The 14,663-nt window shown below is 73.3% G+C and carries 10 protein-coding genes; 1 reads left to right on the forward strand and 9 read right to left on the reverse strand.

Annotated features, from left to right (window positions below; genetic code table 11):
• Positions 1-403 precede the first annotated feature (403 nt).
• Positions 404-1,372, forward strand: a complete 969-nt coding sequence (locus IE153_RS11075; protein WP_189589634.1) for a DMT family transporter — start codon at positions 404-406, stop codon at positions 1,370-1,372.
• On the opposite strand, the gene IE153_RS11080 is transcribed toward IE153_RS11075, so the two are convergent.
• From IE153_RS11080 to IE153_RS11120, 9 genes are all read right to left on the reverse strand, one after another.
• Complete coding sequence (locus IE153_RS11080; RefSeq protein ID WP_189589542.1) at positions 1,361-2,818, reverse strand: MFS transporter; 1,458 nt, start codon at positions 2,816-2,818, stop codon at positions 1,361-1,363. The genes IE153_RS11075 and IE153_RS11080 overlap by 12 nt on opposite strands.
• Before the next feature lie 193 nt (positions 2,819-3,011).
• Positions 3,012-4,094, reverse strand: coding sequence for a Zn-dependent alcohol dehydrogenase (locus IE153_RS11085; protein ID WP_189589543.1), 1,083 nt, complete (start codon positions 4,092-4,094; stop codon positions 3,012-3,014).
• 19 nt (positions 4,095-4,113) lie between these two features.
• Positions 4,114-5,502: an aldehyde dehydrogenase family protein gene (locus IE153_RS11090; protein ID WP_189589544.1), complete on the reverse strand. Its 1,389-nt coding sequence runs from the start codon at positions 5,500-5,502 to the stop codon at positions 4,114-4,116.
• A 122-nt stretch (positions 5,503-5,624) separates the two neighbouring features.
• On the reverse strand, positions 5,625-6,962 hold the full coding sequence (locus IE153_RS11095; protein WP_189589545.1) for an ABC transporter ATP-binding protein: 1,338 nt from the start codon (positions 6,960-6,962) through the stop codon (positions 5,625-5,627).
• Positions 6,963-7,159: 197 nt separating this feature from the next.
• Complete coding sequence (locus IE153_RS42875; protein WP_438817911.1) at positions 7,160-8,152, reverse strand: class F sortase; 993 nt, start codon at positions 8,150-8,152, stop codon at positions 7,160-7,162.
• 568 nt (positions 8,153-8,720) lie between these two features.
• Positions 8,721-9,308, reverse strand: a complete 588-nt coding sequence (locus tag IE153_RS11105) for a hypothetical protein (RefSeq protein ID WP_438817912.1) — start codon at positions 9,306-9,308, stop codon at positions 8,721-8,723.
• A 100-nt stretch (positions 9,309-9,408) separates the two neighbouring features.
• Positions 9,409-10,713 (reverse strand): MFS transporter, encoded by a 1,305-nt coding sequence (locus IE153_RS11110; RefSeq protein WP_189589547.1) that lies wholly within the window; start codon positions 10,711-10,713, stop codon positions 9,409-9,411.
• A gap of 22 nt (positions 10,714-10,735) precedes the next feature.
• A complete protein-coding gene (locus IE153_RS11115; RefSeq protein WP_189589548.1) occupies positions 10,736-12,178 on the reverse strand; it encodes a CitMHS family transporter in 1,443 nt (480 codons plus the stop codon).
• Between the two features lie 135 nt (positions 12,179-12,313).
• Positions 12,314-14,581 (reverse strand): molybdopterin oxidoreductase family protein, encoded by a 2,268-nt coding sequence (locus tag IE153_RS11120; RefSeq protein ID WP_189589549.1) that lies wholly within the window; start codon positions 14,579-14,581, stop codon positions 12,314-12,316.
• Positions 14,582-14,663 lie beyond the last annotated feature (82 nt).

Genomic DNA, 14,663 nt, shown 5'->3' on the forward strand with positions numbered 1-14,663 from the left:
ACGACAACCCGACCGACCCGGCATGACGCCCCCTCTGGCCCGACAGCACGCCCCTCCGGCCCGGCATGACAACCCGACCGACCCGGCACGACGCCGCTTCCGGCCCGGCACGACGCCCCCTCTGGCCCGGCACCACGCCTCTTGGACCACGCACGGCGCCCCGGCGAACCCCGGCACCGCTCCCCGCCGCGCAGGGCTCTGCAACCCCCGGCACCACGCCCTCCGACCACCCGCAGAACCCCGATCAGCCCCGGCACCACGCCCTCCGACCACACACAGCACCCCGACCTGCCCCGGCACGGCAACCCCTCCGACCGCCCCGGCGGCTTTCCGGCCGCGGCTGGTGCACCGTCCGAAATCCGCGAGCTTCCGGCCCCCTCCCCCTCCTAGCCTCTGGAGCATGATGTCGAACACCTCCCCGTCCCCTCCCGCCCGGCGGGCGGAGCTGCTGGCCGCCGGTGCGGCCGCGGTCACCGTCGTGCTGTGGGCCTCCGCCTTCGTCTCGATCCGCAGCGCTGGTGACGCGTACTCGCCGGGTGCGCTGGCGCTCGGGCGGCTGCTGGCCGGGGCGCTGACGCTGGGGGTGATCTGCCTGTTGCGGCGGGAGGGGCTGCCGCCGCGCTCGGCCTGGCGCGGCATCGCGATATCGGGGCTGCTGTGGTTCGGCTTCTACATGGTCGCCCTCAACTGGGGCGAGCAGCAGGTCGACGCGGGTACGGCCGCCCTGGTCGTGAACACCGGGCCGATCCTCATCGCCCTGCTCGGGGCCCGGCTGCTCGGCGACCCGATGCCGCCGCGGCTGCTGGCGGGGATGGCGGTGTCGTTCGCCGGTGCCGTGACGGTGGGTCTGTCGATGTCGGGCGAGGGCGGTTCCTCGGTGCTCGGGGTGGTGCTGTGCCTCCTGGCGGCGATCGCGTACGCCGGTGGTGTCGTGGCGCAGAAGCCGGCACTGGGCACGGCGAGCCCGCTGCAGGTGACGACGTTCGGCTGCCTGGTCGGCGCGGTGCTGTGCCTGCCGTTCGCGGGGCAGCTCGTCCAGGAGGCCGCGTCGGCGCCCGCCTCGGCGACGCTCAACATGGTCTACCTGGGCGTCTTCCCGACCGCGCTGGCCTTCACGACGTGGGCATACGCCCTGTCCCGCACGACCGCGAGCAAGATGGGCGCGACGACGTACGCGGCACCCGCGCTGGTCGTCCTGATGTCGTGGCTGTTCCTCGGCGAGGTGCCGGGGGTGCTCACGCTGGTGGGCGGTGTGCTGTGCCTGGCCGGTGTGGCGGTGTCCCGGTCGAGGTCGCGGGCGGCGGCGCGGGCCGCGGCTCCGGGAGCGGTTCCGGAGCCACGGCCCGAGGAGGCCGAGGACTCAGCCCGCTGATTCGGCCTTCGTCTCCGTCTCGGCCTTCATCTGCGGCTCCGACTTCGTCTCCGGCTCCGATGTCGTCTCTGTCTCGGCGCTCGTCTCCGTCTCGGCGTTCGACCCGGACTCGGCGGCCGCCGACGGCTCCACCGCGCGCGCCCGGTCCGCGAGGATCTTGATCGACACCAGGGCGATCACCGAGAGCGCGACGATGTACCCGGACACCGCCATCGACGTGCCCGTCGCCTCCAGCAGCAGCACCATCATGAAGGGTGCGAGCCCGCCTCCCGCGACGGCCGCGATCTGGTAGCCGAGAGAGGCGCCGGTGTAGCGCATCTCCGGCGTGAACAGCTCGGCGAAGAGGGCGGCCTGGGGGCCGTACATGATGCTCAGGAAGCAGCTGGCGACGAACGTGCCGACCGCGAGCCACAGCAGTGAGCCCGTGTCGATCAGCAGGAAGAGCGGTACGGCCCACAGGGCGATGCCGGCCGCGCCGAGGGCGTAGATCCGGATGCGGCCGACGCGGTCGGAGAGCGCCGCGGCTGCCGGGATCAGTACGAGCTGGGTGAGGCTGACGCAGAGCGAGACGGTGAGCACCGCACTCTTCTTCATGTCCAGCTCGCGGGTCGTGTAGTCGAGGACGCCGGTGATGAGGATGTAGAAGGTGGCGGTGTTCACGGCGAAGGAGCCGCCGGCCAGGAACACGGTGCCGAGGTGGCCGCGCAGGATCGTGCGCAGCGGCGAGCTCTGCTCGGTCTTCTCCTGCTCGGCGAGCGCCCGCTCGGCCTCGCGGAACGCCGGGGTCTCCTCGACGCGCGTGTGGATGTACCAGGCGAGGGCGAGGACCAGCAGCCCGACCAGGAACGGCACGCGCCAGCCCCAGGCCGCGAACGCCGAGTCGGTGGTGAGGGCTCCGGCCAGCAGGAAGACGGTGTTGGCGGTGACGACGCCGATGGGGACGCCGAGCTGGACGACGCTGCCGTAGACACCGCGCTTGCCCTCGGGGGCGTACTCGGTGGCCAGGAGCATCGCGCCGCCCCACTGGGCGCCGACGGCGACGCCCTGCGCGACCCGGAGCAGGACGAGCAGGATCGGGGCGGCCACGCCGATCGTGTCGTAGGTCGGCAGCAGGCCGATGGCCGTGGTGGACACGCCCATGAGCGTGAGCGCGAGGACGAGCATCGGCTTGCGGCCGCGCTTGTCGCCGAGGTGGCCGGCGACGATGCCGCCGATGGGGCGGGCGAGGAAGCCGACGGCGAAGGTCGCGAACGAGGCGAGGACGCCTGCCGTGGCGCTGCCGGCGGGGAAGTAGAGGTCGCCGAGCACGAGGGCGGCGGCGATGCCGAAGACGAAGTAGTCGTACCACTCGACGGCCGAGGCGAGCGCCGCCGCGGTGGCCACCCGTCGGCGGTTGCCGACGGCGGGCGTGGTCGTGACGGGCTGAGCGGAAGGTGCCGTGTCCATGCGGTGCACGCTCCGGGGGGTGCGGGGGACGGAACGGGGGGTGGCTCGAGTTCCGGGGAACGTACTGACCGGACGGTATGCCCGTCAACGGGTCGCGCACCAGGAGTTTTGCCTGTACTTGGCATCGACCGCGGGCCCGGACATGCCGAAGACCCCGGCCTCGCGAGATGGCCGGGGTGCGTCGGAGCCGGGGCTAGAAGACGACCAGGGCCCGTCCGCCCTTGCCCGCGAGCATGTTCTCGAAGGCCGCCGGAATGCCGTCCAGGGAGATGCGCTCGGTCACCAGCGCGCTCAGGTCGAGGCGGCCCGCCCGGATGTGCTCGGCCAGGACCGGGAGGTCCTGAGCCGGGTCGGAGTTGCCGTAGACGCAGCCGGAGAGGGTGCGGCCCCAGTGGAAGATCTCCAGGGCGTTGAAGGTGACCTGCTGGTCCTTGCCGCCGATGCCGACGACCGTGGTGCGGCCGCCGCGCCGGGTCGAGTCCCAGGCCGCGCGGATGCTGACCGCGCGTCCGGCACACTCCACGGCGACGTCGACGCCCTGCTTGCCGGTGAGGCCGCGGATCTCACGGGCGGTGGTGTCGGAGGCGACGACGTAGTCGGTGGCGCCCGCCGCCCTGGCCAGCTCTTCCTTCTCGGCGGACACGTCCACCGCGACGATCTTCGAGGCACCCGCGATCCGGGCGGCCTGGAGGGCGGAGAGGCCCACTCCCCCGACGCCGAACACCGCGACCGTCTCGCCGGCCCGGACCCGGGCGGAGTGGTGGACGGCGCCGTAGCCGGTGAGGACGGCGCAGCCGAGGAGGGCCGCGTCGGTCAGCGGGACGCCGTCCGGGACCGGCAGGACGCAGGACGCGGAGACGACCGTCTCCTCGGCGAACGCGGCGACGTTCAGGCCGGGGTGGAGGTCGGTGCCCTCGGTGGTGCGGGCGTAGACGTCGGCGGCGCCGCTGAGGGCGTTGGCGCACAGCCACACCTCACCGAGCGAGCAGGCGTGGCAGGCGCCGCAGGACGGGGCCCAGTTGAGGACGACCCCGTCGCCGGGCGAGACGTGACCGACGCCCTCGCCGACGGCGACGACCGTGCCGGCGCCCTCGTGGCCGAGGACGGCGGGGACGGGCACGCGCATGGTGCCGTCGGACAGGGACAGGTCGGAGTGGCAGACCCCGGCGGCGGCGAGCCGGACGCGGACCTGGCCGGGTCCGGGGTCGGGCAGGTCGATGCCGGTGATCTCCAGCGGGGAGCCGATGGCGGGCAGGACGGCGGCGCGGACAGCCATGACGGAAGGGACTCCCTGACTAGAACTGGAGGGACTTGGTCTGGAGGTACTCGGCCAGGCCGTGCACGCCGAGTTCGCGGCCCACGCCGGACTGCTTGTAGCCACCGAAGGGCGCGAGCGGGTTGAAGCGGCCGCCGTTGATGTCGACCTGACCGGTCTCCATCCGGCGCGCGAACGCCACCGCCTCGGCCTCGTCACCGGCCCAGACGGCGCCGGCCAGGCCGTACACCGTGCCGTTGGCGATGCGCAGGGCGTCCTCCTCGTCCTCGTACTTCAGGATCGACAGGACCGGGCCGAAGATCTCCTCCTGCGCGATGGTCATGTCCGGGGTGACGTCGGCGAAGACGGTCGGGGCGACGAAGTATCCCTGTTCGCGCGGGGCTTCGGGGCCGCCGGCGACCAGGCGGGCGCCTTCCGCCACGCCCTTCTCGATGTAGCCGCGCACCCGGTCCTGCTGTTTGGCGTTGACGACCGGGCCGATGCGGTCGCCGTACTTGGCGGCGGCGGCAGCGGCGAGCTCGACGGCCTCGTCGTAGCGGTCGCGGTGGACCAGCATCCGCGTCCAGGCGCTGCACGTCTGCCCGGAGTTGGACATGACGTTGGCGACGCCGACGTTGACCGCCTTGGCCAGGTCGGCGCTCGGGAGGATGACGTTGGCCGACTTGCCGCCCAGTTCCAGGGCGACCTTCTTGATCTGCCCGGCGGCGATCGCGGCGATCTGCCGTCCGACGGCGGTGGAGCCGGTGAAGGAGACCAGGTCGACGCCCGGGTGCTCGGCGAGGGCCTGTCCCGCGACCGGGCCGAGGCCGGTGACCAGGTTGAAGACGCCCGCCGGGAGCCCGGCCTCGTGCACGGCGCCGGCGAACAGCCGGGCGACCAGCGGAGTGTCCTCGGCGGGCTTCACCACGACCGTGCAGCCGGCCGCGAGGGCCGGGGCGACCTTGGCGACGATCTGGTGCAGCGGGTAGTTCCAGGGCGTGATCGCGGCCACGACACCGACCGGCTCCTGGTGCACGACCGAGTTGCCGGTCTTCTCCTCGAAGGCGTACGTCGCCGCGAGCTCGGCGTAGGAGCCCGCCACCGCGATCGGCACGCCCGCGTGGACGGCCTGCGAGAACTTCAGCGGGGAGCCGAGTTCGGCCGTGACGGTCTCGGCGATCTCGTCGGCGCGGGTCACGAGCACGTCCCGCAGCGCGGCCAGGCGCGCCGCGCGCTCGGCGGGCGGGGTCGCGGCCCAGTCCGGCAGGGCGGCGCGGGCGGCCCGTACGGCGGCGTCGACGTCCTCGGCGGTGCCCGCCGGGACCGTGCCGATGACCTGCTCGTCGACCGGGTTCACGACCTCGATCACGTCCTGGCCGGCGGCGGGGCGCCAGGCGCCGTCGATGTACATGCCGTCGTGTGCCTTCATCGCGCTTCCTCCGGGGGCGGGGCGTCGTCGTCCGGCACATAAACTAGCGACGATAGTTTTCTGGCGCCAGACACCACCGGTCATCAGAGCACGCGGACGGTCACCCCCGGATGTGCCGCTCCTCACTCCCCCAGGTCGGGCAGCCGGTCCGGGTGCGGGCAGATCCGGTCGCCGTGCTGGTCGAAGATGAAGAGGTGGGCGAGGTCCACGAGGAGCGGCACCTGCATGCCGTGCCGGAGGGCCAGGTCCGGGGTGGTGCGGACGATGAGATCGCCGGGCAGGCGCGCTTCGGCGGTCGCGGGGACGGCGGCGGGCTCCGGGTGGTCCAGGGCGATCACGGGTCCGGCCCGCCCGGCCCCGGACCGCTCCCGGAGCCGCGTGAGCACCGAGCCGTCGCGGCGGCGCCGCCGGGCGGGACGTCCGGGGCGGGGGCGCGGGGCCTCCAGTTCGGGGACGACGGCGGGGCTGGAGCCCGTGTCGAAGTGGACGAGGATCTCGTGCCCCTGGAACTCCACGTGCTCGACCAGGCCGGTGATCGGCACCTCGCCGGGGCGGGCCGCGCTGTGCTTGGCGATCCGGACGGCCTCGGAGCGCAGCCCGACGATGACCTCGCGGCCCTGCTGGACGCGCAGCAGCTGGTGGTCCAGGGAGAGCGGCTCGGGCAGGCGCAGGAACTGCTTGCCCAGGCTGATGGTCATCGCCCCGTCGAGCGGGGCACGCACCAGGCCGCGCAGCAGATTGATGCGCGGGGTGCCGATGAACGCGGCGACGAAGACGTTGCTGGGCAGCGCGTAGACCACGCGGGGGCTGTCGACCTGCTGGAGCACACCGCCGCGCAGCACGGCGACCCGGTCGCCGAGCGACATGGCCTCGGCCTGGTCGTGGGTGACGTAGATCGTGGTGACGCCCAGCTCCTGGGTGAGCCGGGAGATCTCGGCCCGCAGATGGGTGCGGAGCTTGGCGTCGAGGTTGGACAGCGGCTCGTCCATCAGGAACGCGGAGGGGTGGCGGGCGATGGCCCGGCCCATGGCGACCCGCTGGCGTTCGCCGCCGGAGAGCTGGCCGGGCAGCCGGTCGAGGAGGTCCTCGATGCCGAGCATGCGGGCGGTGGCGTCGACCCGCGGTCGGGGGTCCGCGCCCGGATCCTCGATGCGCAGCGGGAACCCGATGTTCGCGCGGCTGGTCATGTTCGGGTACAGGGCGAAGTTCTGGAAGACCATCGCCATGTCCCGGCCGGACGGCGGCAGGTCGTTGGCGTACTCGCCGTCGAGCAGCAGTCGGCCCTCGTCGATCTCCTCCAGCCCGGCGATCATTCTGAGCACGGTGGACTTGCCGCAGCCGGACGGGCCGAGCAGCACGAGGAACTCGCCGGGCGTGATGTCCAGCGACAGCCGGTCCACCACGCGGGCGCCCCGCGTGTAGGACTTGCTCACATCGTGCAGGGAGATGGCGCGTGTCATGAGGTGCCCCCGAGGGGTCATCAGGGCGCTGGTGCTCCGCGGTCGGAAGCCCCGTGCGGGTCGTACGGGGCTGTGGGTCACGGAAGTTAACGGAATGTGTGCGGCCTGGGGAAGACACCGGACAAGATCGGGGGCTTCGGTCCATCTGGTGAGAAGGCCGACGGTCCGGTCAGGCCGTCGGCCGGGAGCGGTCCGGGTCAGCGGATGCCGGTGAGGTGGGCGAAGACGACCACGTTCCCGGAGTAGCCCTTCCTGCGGTCGTAGCTGCCGCCGCAGGTGATCAGGCGCAGCTCGGGACGGCCCCGGGCGCCGTACACCTCCTGGCTGGGGAAGTGCGCCTTCTCGTACGACCTGATGTTGTCGACCGTGTAGACGGCGATCCGCCCGTCGGCGCGGCGGGCCTTGACGATCCGGCCCCGCTTCAGCTCGGGCAGCCCGGCGAAGACGGCCGGTCCGCTGTCCGTGTCCAGGTGTCCGACGGCCACGGCGGTGCCCTGCTCGCCGGGCGAGGCGCCGTGCCGGTACCAGCCGACGAGCTTGGGGTCGTCGTCCGGCGGTGCGGTGAGGCGGCGGTCGCGGTCGAGGCCGAGGTCCATGACCGGGGCGTCGAGGCGGAGGTAGGGGATGAGGAGGCGGGTGGCCCGGGAGCGGGGCAGGGGGCGGGGGCCTGCCGCGGGGCGGGGCTTGCGGACGGCGGGGGCGGCGGGCTTGGGAGCGGGGCGGGGAGCGGCGGCTGCGGGTCGGGGGTGGGGCGGGGGCGTGGCGGGGTTGGGGGTGCGGGGCGCTGGACTCCGGGGGGTGTTGATGACGCCGCCGTCCGGGGGCCGAGGCCCTTGGGTGCGGGGGGCTTTGCCGACGGGCCCGGGGGCGCGGGCCGGGGGCGCAGGGGATGCGGGGGGCCGGGGTGGGCCGGTGCGGGGGCCGGCGGGGGCGTGGGGGTCGGCCGGCCGAGCAGCGGCGCCGGTGCCGGTGCCCGAGGGGCGCGGTAGGGCGGCCTCACCTGCGACGGAGGCCCCGGGCAGGGCAGCGTCGCCTGCGCCGGACGCCCCGGGCAGGGCGGCCGTCCCCGTGCCGGAGCCCGCCGGGTGGGCGGCCGTGGTGAAGTCCGGCGGGAGGGCCGTGACCGTGCCGCCGGGGTCTTCGCCCCTGTCCCAGGAGACGCCGACCACCACCAGCAGCGAAACGGCCACCACGATCGTCCGCGTCAGCCGATAGGCACGCCTCCGGCGCCAGGGCCTACGGCGCCGTGGGGGCCACGCGCCGGGGGTGCCAGGGGCGCCGGGGGCAGCTGCGTACCGCCCCGCCGGGACGGCTCCGGAACCGGCACCGGAGCCGGAACCACGCCGGGCCCGGGGGTCCGCAGCAGAGCCGGCCCCCCGGCGAAACCCCGGAACATCGGCAGCACCAGGCCCACGCCGACGCACCGGAGCGGCGGTGGATGCGGCACCCGAACCGGCGCCCCGGGCCCCGAGGCCGGCGGCAGCACCCCGTCGGCCCGGCGGAGCAGCCGCAGCCCCGGCCCCTCCCCCGCGCCGCCCCGCCGGCGCGCCGGCGGAACCGAAACCGGAACCCGAACCGATTCCGACACCGACGCCCGAACCGGCTCCACGCCGAACCGCCGAACCGCCGCCACGCCGAACCGCCGAGGCGGCGCCGGGTCCGGCACCGCCTCCACTCCGCCGCTCCGGCCCGGCGTCGGGACCGAGCGCGTCCCCGCCCCGTCCCGGCCGGGGGGTGGAGCGTTCCGCGGATCGTGCCTTACGCGGCGCCATCGGGGCGGCGACGGAGCCGGAACCAGACCGTCCCGGCGACGGCGGCCAGGCCGACCGCGGCCGCGCCGGTGACCGGCGTGAAGGCCTCACCGCGGGCGATGCCGCCACCGCCCGCGGGCGGGCCGCCGACCGGCGTGGTCGGCTTCGAGGTCGGGCAGTCGACCTTGAACACCTTGAACTTGCCCGCGCCGTGGGCCTGGTCGGTGAGCCACGTCAGCTTGTACTGCCCGTTGGGCAGGTCGACGGCCGTGGTACGGCCCGCGCCGGTCGCGTCGGCGGTGAAGGTGCCGGTGCGCGTGGCCCCGCCCGGGACCTCGGGCTGGGTCTGGATGGTCCAGTTGACCCTCTCGCCCGCGTCGAAGTTGAACGCGGCGAGGTAGAAGTCGCAGACCTTCGGGTCGTTGCGCTGATTGGCCGCGGCCGTCGTGCTGGCGTGGATCTTGACGTCTCCGTTGTCCCCCGGGATCGGAGCGGCGACGGCGGACACCCCGCTCAGGGCGGTCCCTGCGAGGGTGAGGGCGGCGAGGACGGCGGTGCGGGTGCCGGCACGACGCGCGAGGGGTACGACGGGCATGAACATGCCTCCAAGTCAGATGATTTACATACAAACACCTCGTCACCTGACTCTCTGTCACCTCACGGTCGAAAAGGCCGCCGCACCGCCCTACGACGCGTCAGATATCGCTCTTCCGGCGCAGCGACACCCCACGCCTGAGGCCTCTGCGTGCCTCGGGAACCTCGCCGCCCGCCTCCTCCGAAGCGTCGGGCTCGTCCGGCTCATCAGGGTCGCCCGTCTCCTCCGGCGCCGCCGGCTCCCTCGGCGACCGCACCGCGACCCCGGCCGACAGCAGCAACAGCACGCCCAGCATCACGAACGGCGCCGCCACACCCGCGACTCCGGCGATCAGTCCCGCCGCGGCGGGCGCGGCGACCTGGCCGAGCCGGTTGCCGGTCAGGCGCAGGGCCAGCGCCGTGGAGCGGGCGTCGTCGGGGGCGGCCTGGACGACCGTCGTCATGGACAGCGGCTGACCGACCCCCAGGCAGAAGCCCAGCGCGGCCAGCAGCAGGCCGAGCGCCCACACCGGCACCGGCAGGGCGATGCCCGCGCAGAGCAGGGCGGCGAGCAGACAGGTGAGGGTCAGCAGCAGGGTCCGGCCGAGCAGCCGCAGCAGGGGCGTGAGCACCATGCGGCAGGCGATCGTCGCCGCGGCGCGCAGACTGAGCAGGACGCCGATCACGGACGGCGCGATGCCCCGGTGTTCGCCGACCACCGGCAGGTACGCGGTCAGGATGTCCGTCGCGGACAGCACGGCGAGGCTGATGAAGATGCCCGCCGGCACCCCCCGGGTGCGCAGGATGCCCCCGACCGGGATCCGGTCGCCCTTGTCCGGGCGGGACGCGGACGCCGCACGGCGGTGCTCTATGCGCCACAGCGAGGTGAACGCGACCGCCGCCGTCGCACCCGCCACGATCAGGGCCAGCGCGCTGCTGCCGGCCATGTCGCCGCCGCCGATCAGCGCGCCCGCGGCGACCGGGCCGACCAGCTGGCCGAGGGCGGCGCCGATGGTGAAGTGGCCGAAGTTACGGTCCTGTTCGTGCGGCGCGGACTGGCGGGCGACCAGGGACTGGGAGCCGATGACGAAGCACAGGTGCCCGAGGCCCATCACCCCGCTCCACAGGGCCATCGTCCACAGGGAGCCGGCGACGCCGCTGAGGGCGCAGCCGCCCGATATGAGCACCACACCGACCGGCAGCAGGGGCGCGCAGCGTCCGTGGTCGGTGCGGCGGCCCAGGGGCACGGCGGCGAACAGGGGCAGCAGCGCGTAGACACCGGCGATCACACCGATCGCGCGCTCGTCCGCGCCCAGCGCGAGGGCCCGGTAGGAGACGGCGGGCCGGGCCATCGACACCGCCCCCTGCGCGAAGCTGAAGGCGATGACGAGGCGGAGCAGCCAGCCGCGGTTCCCACCGGGCCTCACGACGACGTCCTCCATGGGGTGGCTAGATGATCCCGAACAGCATGCCCGCGCCGAGGATGACCAGGCAGGTGAGGGCGGCCCACTTCACGACGAACTTGGTGTGGTCGCCGAACTCCACCTTGGCCATGCCGACCAGGACGTAGACGGCCGGCACGAGCGGGCTGGACATGTGCAGCGGCTGGCCGACCAGCGAGGCGCGGGCCATCTCCAGCGGGGTGACCCCGTGCGCGGCACCGGCCTCGGCCAGGACGGGCAGGACACCGAAGTAGAAGCCGTCGTTCGACATGAAGTACGTGAGCGGCAGGCTCAGGATGCCGGTGACGAGGGCCATGTGCGGGCCCATGCTGCCGGGGATGACGTCCACCATCCACTTGGCCATCTGGTCGACCATGCCGGTGCCCTGGAGGACGCCGGTGAAGACGGCGGCGGCGAAGACCATGCCGGAGACGTTCAGGACGTTGTCGGCGTGGGCGGCCAGGCGGGCCCTCTGGGCGGGGATGTGCGGGAAGTTCACGGAGAGGGCGAGCGCGGCGCCGATCAGGAACAGCACCGGGATCGGCAGCCACTCCATGATCATGGCGGTGAGCAGGGAGACCGTGAGGAGCGCGTTGAACCAGTAGAGCTTGGGGCGCAGGGTCTCCCGGTTCGGGTCGAGGCCCTGGAAGCCGTCGTCGTCAGCGGAGTCAGCGGAGTCCTTGGCGCCCTCGGGAGCGTCCGTGCCGGAGCCCGTGCCACCCGCACCGGCCGCGGCGCCCTTGCGCATGGAGACCTTGCCGTCGCCGGAGCCGCCGGAACCGACGAGGACCGTCTCGGTCTCCTTCTCCTCCTCCAGCACGTCGTCCAGCGTCAGCACGCCCAGCCGCCGGCGCTCGCGCACACCGAGGACGTAGGAGAGGACGAAGACGAAGAGCAGGCCCACCAGGAGCGCCGGGATCATCGGGACGAAGATGTCGCTGGCGTCGAGCTTCAGCGCGGTCGCGGCGCGGGCGGTCGGGCCGCCCCACGGAAGGGTGTTCATCACGCCGTTGGCCATGGCGGCGACACCGGTCATCACGACCAGGCTCATCTTCAGGCGCTTGTACAGCGGGTACATCGCCGAGACGGTGATCATGAAGGTCGTCGAGCCGTCGCCGTCCAGCGACACGATCGCGGCGAGCACGGCGGTGCCGACGACGATCCGCATCGGGTCGGCTTTGCAGAATTTGAGAATGCCGCGGACGATCGGGTCGAAGAGACCGACATCGATCATCACGCCGAAGTAGACGATCGCGAACATGAGCATCGCCGCGGTGGGGGCGAGGTCGGTCACGCCGTCGAGGACGTAGTCGCCGAGGTGGGCGCCCTTGCCGACGAACACGCAGAACAGCGCGGGAATCAGCACGAGCGCCGCGATCGGCGACATCTTCTTCATCATGATCAGGACCAGGAAGGTCGCGATCATGGCGAAGCCGAGGATGGTCAGCATGAGTGGATACCTAACGTTCGCCCTTGAACATCCCACCAGGGCCGGCGGTGTCCGAGACGTTAGGTGCGTTCAAGCAGCGTTAACAAGACGTTGACGTGCGAGCAATAAGCGCAAAACTGCTGGTCACAGCTTTGCTCAGGTCAGAGCGGTGAGCTTTTCGGTCACTGCGGGGGATTCCGGCGCGGTCCCGGGGGCGACCTCGACGGGTACGCCGTTGAGAACCGCGTTGCCCGACAGCGGGTCGAGCAGACGGCCGTCGAGGAGCTGGTTGACGTTGACGCCGGGGTCGGTCGAGGCGTGGCTGAGGCGGGTGCCGGGACGGTCGTGGCCCCAGCCGTGCGGCAGGCTCACCACACCCCGGCGGACCGCGTCGGTGACCTCGGCCTTCACCGTCACCTCTCCCCCGGCGCCCTTCACCCGCACCGGCTCCGCGTTCTGCACGCCCAGCCGCTCGGCGTCCTCGGGGTGGATGTGCAGGGTGCAGCGGTTCGAGCCGCCGGTGAGGGCGGGCACGTTGTGCATCCAGCTGTTGTTGGAGCGCAGATGACGGCGGCCGACCAGGACGAGTCCCTCGGGGCGTTCGGCGAGGGCCGCGCGCAGGCGGGGCAGGTCGTCCGCGATCGGGCCGGGCAGCAGCTCCACCCGGCCGCTGCGGGTCTTCAGGGGCTGCGGCAGGCGGGGTTCGAGCGGGCCGAGGTCGATGCCGTGCGGGTGCGCGAGCAGCTTCTCCAGGCTGAGCCCGTCCGGTCGTACGCCGAAGCCGTCGCCGTAGGGGCCGAGGCGCAGCATCATGTCGAGCCGTCGCTCGGGGCCGGTGTCGCCGGTGAGCCGGCCCGCGAGCTCGCGCGGGTCGCCGCCGTGGACCGGCGAGTGCGGCTCCTTCACCGCCTTGCCGAGGGTCTGGTCGATGACCATGTGGTCGACGGCCGCCGGGTCGGCTCCGTGCATGCCGGTGACGGCCAGGATCAGCCGGGCCAGGATCTCCGTCTCCGCCATGCGGCCGGGTTCCAGGGGGATCGCGGGGCGGGTGTAGCGGACCTGGTTGCGCACGGCGAGGGTGTTGAAGGCGAAGTCGTGGTGCGGGCTCTGGGAGGGCGGGGGCGGGGGCAGGACCACGTCGGCGTGGCGCGAGGTCTCGTTGAGGTACGGGTCGACGCTGACCATGAAGTCGAGCGAGTCGAGGGCCTTGTCGAGGCGGTCGCCGTCGGGCGCGGACAGCACGGGGTTGGCGGCGACGGCGATCAGGGCGCGCACCGGCTCGCCCTCCTCGGTGGCGGTGTCGATCTCCTCCGCGAGGGCGGAGAGCGGCAGTTCGCCCTTCGCCTCGGGGTGCCGGCTCACCCGGGAGTGCCAGCGCCCGAGGGCGAAGCCGCGGCCGGGTCCGGCGGGGCGCGGGGTCTTGTCGGTGGCGGCCTGCGGGAAGAGCGCGCCGCCGGGCCGGTCGAGGTTGCCGGTGAGGATGTTCAGGACGTCGACGAGCCAGCTGGCCAGGGTGCCGTGCGGGACGGTGCAGCTGCCGATCCGGCCATAGACGGCGGCGGTGGGGGCGGCGGCCAGCTCGCGGGCGAGGGTGCGGATGACGCCGGCCTCGACGTCACAGGCCTCCGCGACCGCCTCGGGCGTGAACTCCCTCAGTTCACCGGCGAGTTCCTCGATGCCCTGGACGTGCGGCGTCGGGTCGACGAGGCCCTCGTCGTAGAGCACCTGGGCCATCGCCGCCAGCAGCAGCGCGTCGGTGCCGGGCCGGACGGCAACGTGCCGGTCGGCGAGCTTCGCGGTGCGGGTGCGCCGCGGGTCGATCACGACGAGGGTGCCGCCGCGGGCCTTGAGGGCCTTCAGCTTTCCGGGGAAGTCGGGGGCGGTGCACAGACTGCCGTTGGACTCCAGCGGGTTGGCGCCGATCAGGAGCAGATGGTCGGTGCGGTCGAGGTCGGGCACCGGGATGGCGTTGGCGTCACCGAAGAGGAGGCCGCTGGAGACGTGCTTGGGCATCTGGTCGACCGTGGAGGCGGTGAAGATGCTGCGGGTGCCGAGCCCGGCGAGCAGGACGGTCGGGTAGAGGGCACCGGCCATGGTGTGCACGTTGGGGTTGCCGAGGACGACCCCGACGGAGTTCGGGCCGTGCCGCTCCACGACGGGCCGGATGCCGGCGGCGACCGCGTCGAAGGCCTCCTCCCAGGTGGCCTCGCGCAGCTCGCCGTCCCGTCGCACGAGCGGGGTGCGCAGCCGGTCGGGGTCGGAGTCGACGGCCCCGAAGGAGGCGCCCTTGGGACAGATGAAGCCCTGGCTGAACACGTCGTCGCGGTCACCGCGGGCGTGGGTGACGCGCGTGCCCTCGATGGTGAGGGTCAGGCCGCAGGTGGCCTCGCACAGGGGGCAGATACGCAGGGCGGTGCGGGACACGGGTCCTCCCGGGGCGGCGGCTACGGTGACGCGCTGACGCGCCCGAGCATACCGACCGGTATGCACGGTGGGGAGGCCCTCG

The sequence above is a fragment of the Streptomyces massasporeus genome (assembly GCF_014648995.1).
Lineage (GTDB): Bacteria > Actinomycetota > Actinomycetes > Streptomycetales > Streptomycetaceae > Streptomyces > Streptomyces massasporeus.

Bases quoted from the DNA above. Each gene is read 5' to 3' on its own strand.
- IE153_RS11095 (WP_189589545.1), bottom strand. From the start codon at position 6,962: ATGACACGCGCCATCTCCCTGCACGATGTGAGCAAGTCCTACACGCGG.
- IE153_RS11075 (WP_189589634.1), top strand. From the start codon at position 404: ATGTCGAACACCTCCCCGTCCCCTCCCGCCCGGCGGGCGGAGCTGCTG.
- IE153_RS11115 (WP_189589548.1), bottom strand. From the start codon at position 12,178: ATGCTGACCATCCTCGGCTTCGCCATGATCGCGACCTTCCTGGTCCTG.
- IE153_RS11090 (WP_189589544.1), bottom strand. From the start codon at position 5,502: ATGAAGGCACACGACGGCATGTACATCGACGGCGCCTGGCGCCCCGCC.
- IE153_RS11085 (WP_189589543.1), bottom strand. From the start codon at position 4,094: ATGGCTGTCCGCGCCGCCGTCCTGCCCGCCATCGGCTCCCCGCTGGAG.
- IE153_RS11080 (WP_189589542.1), bottom strand. From the start codon at position 2,818: ATGGACACGGCACCTTCCGCTCAGCCCGTCACGACCACGCCCGCCGTC.
- IE153_RS11105 (WP_438817912.1), bottom strand. From the start codon at position 9,308: ATGCCCGTCGTACCCCTCGCGCGTCGTGCCGGCACCCGCACCGCCGTC.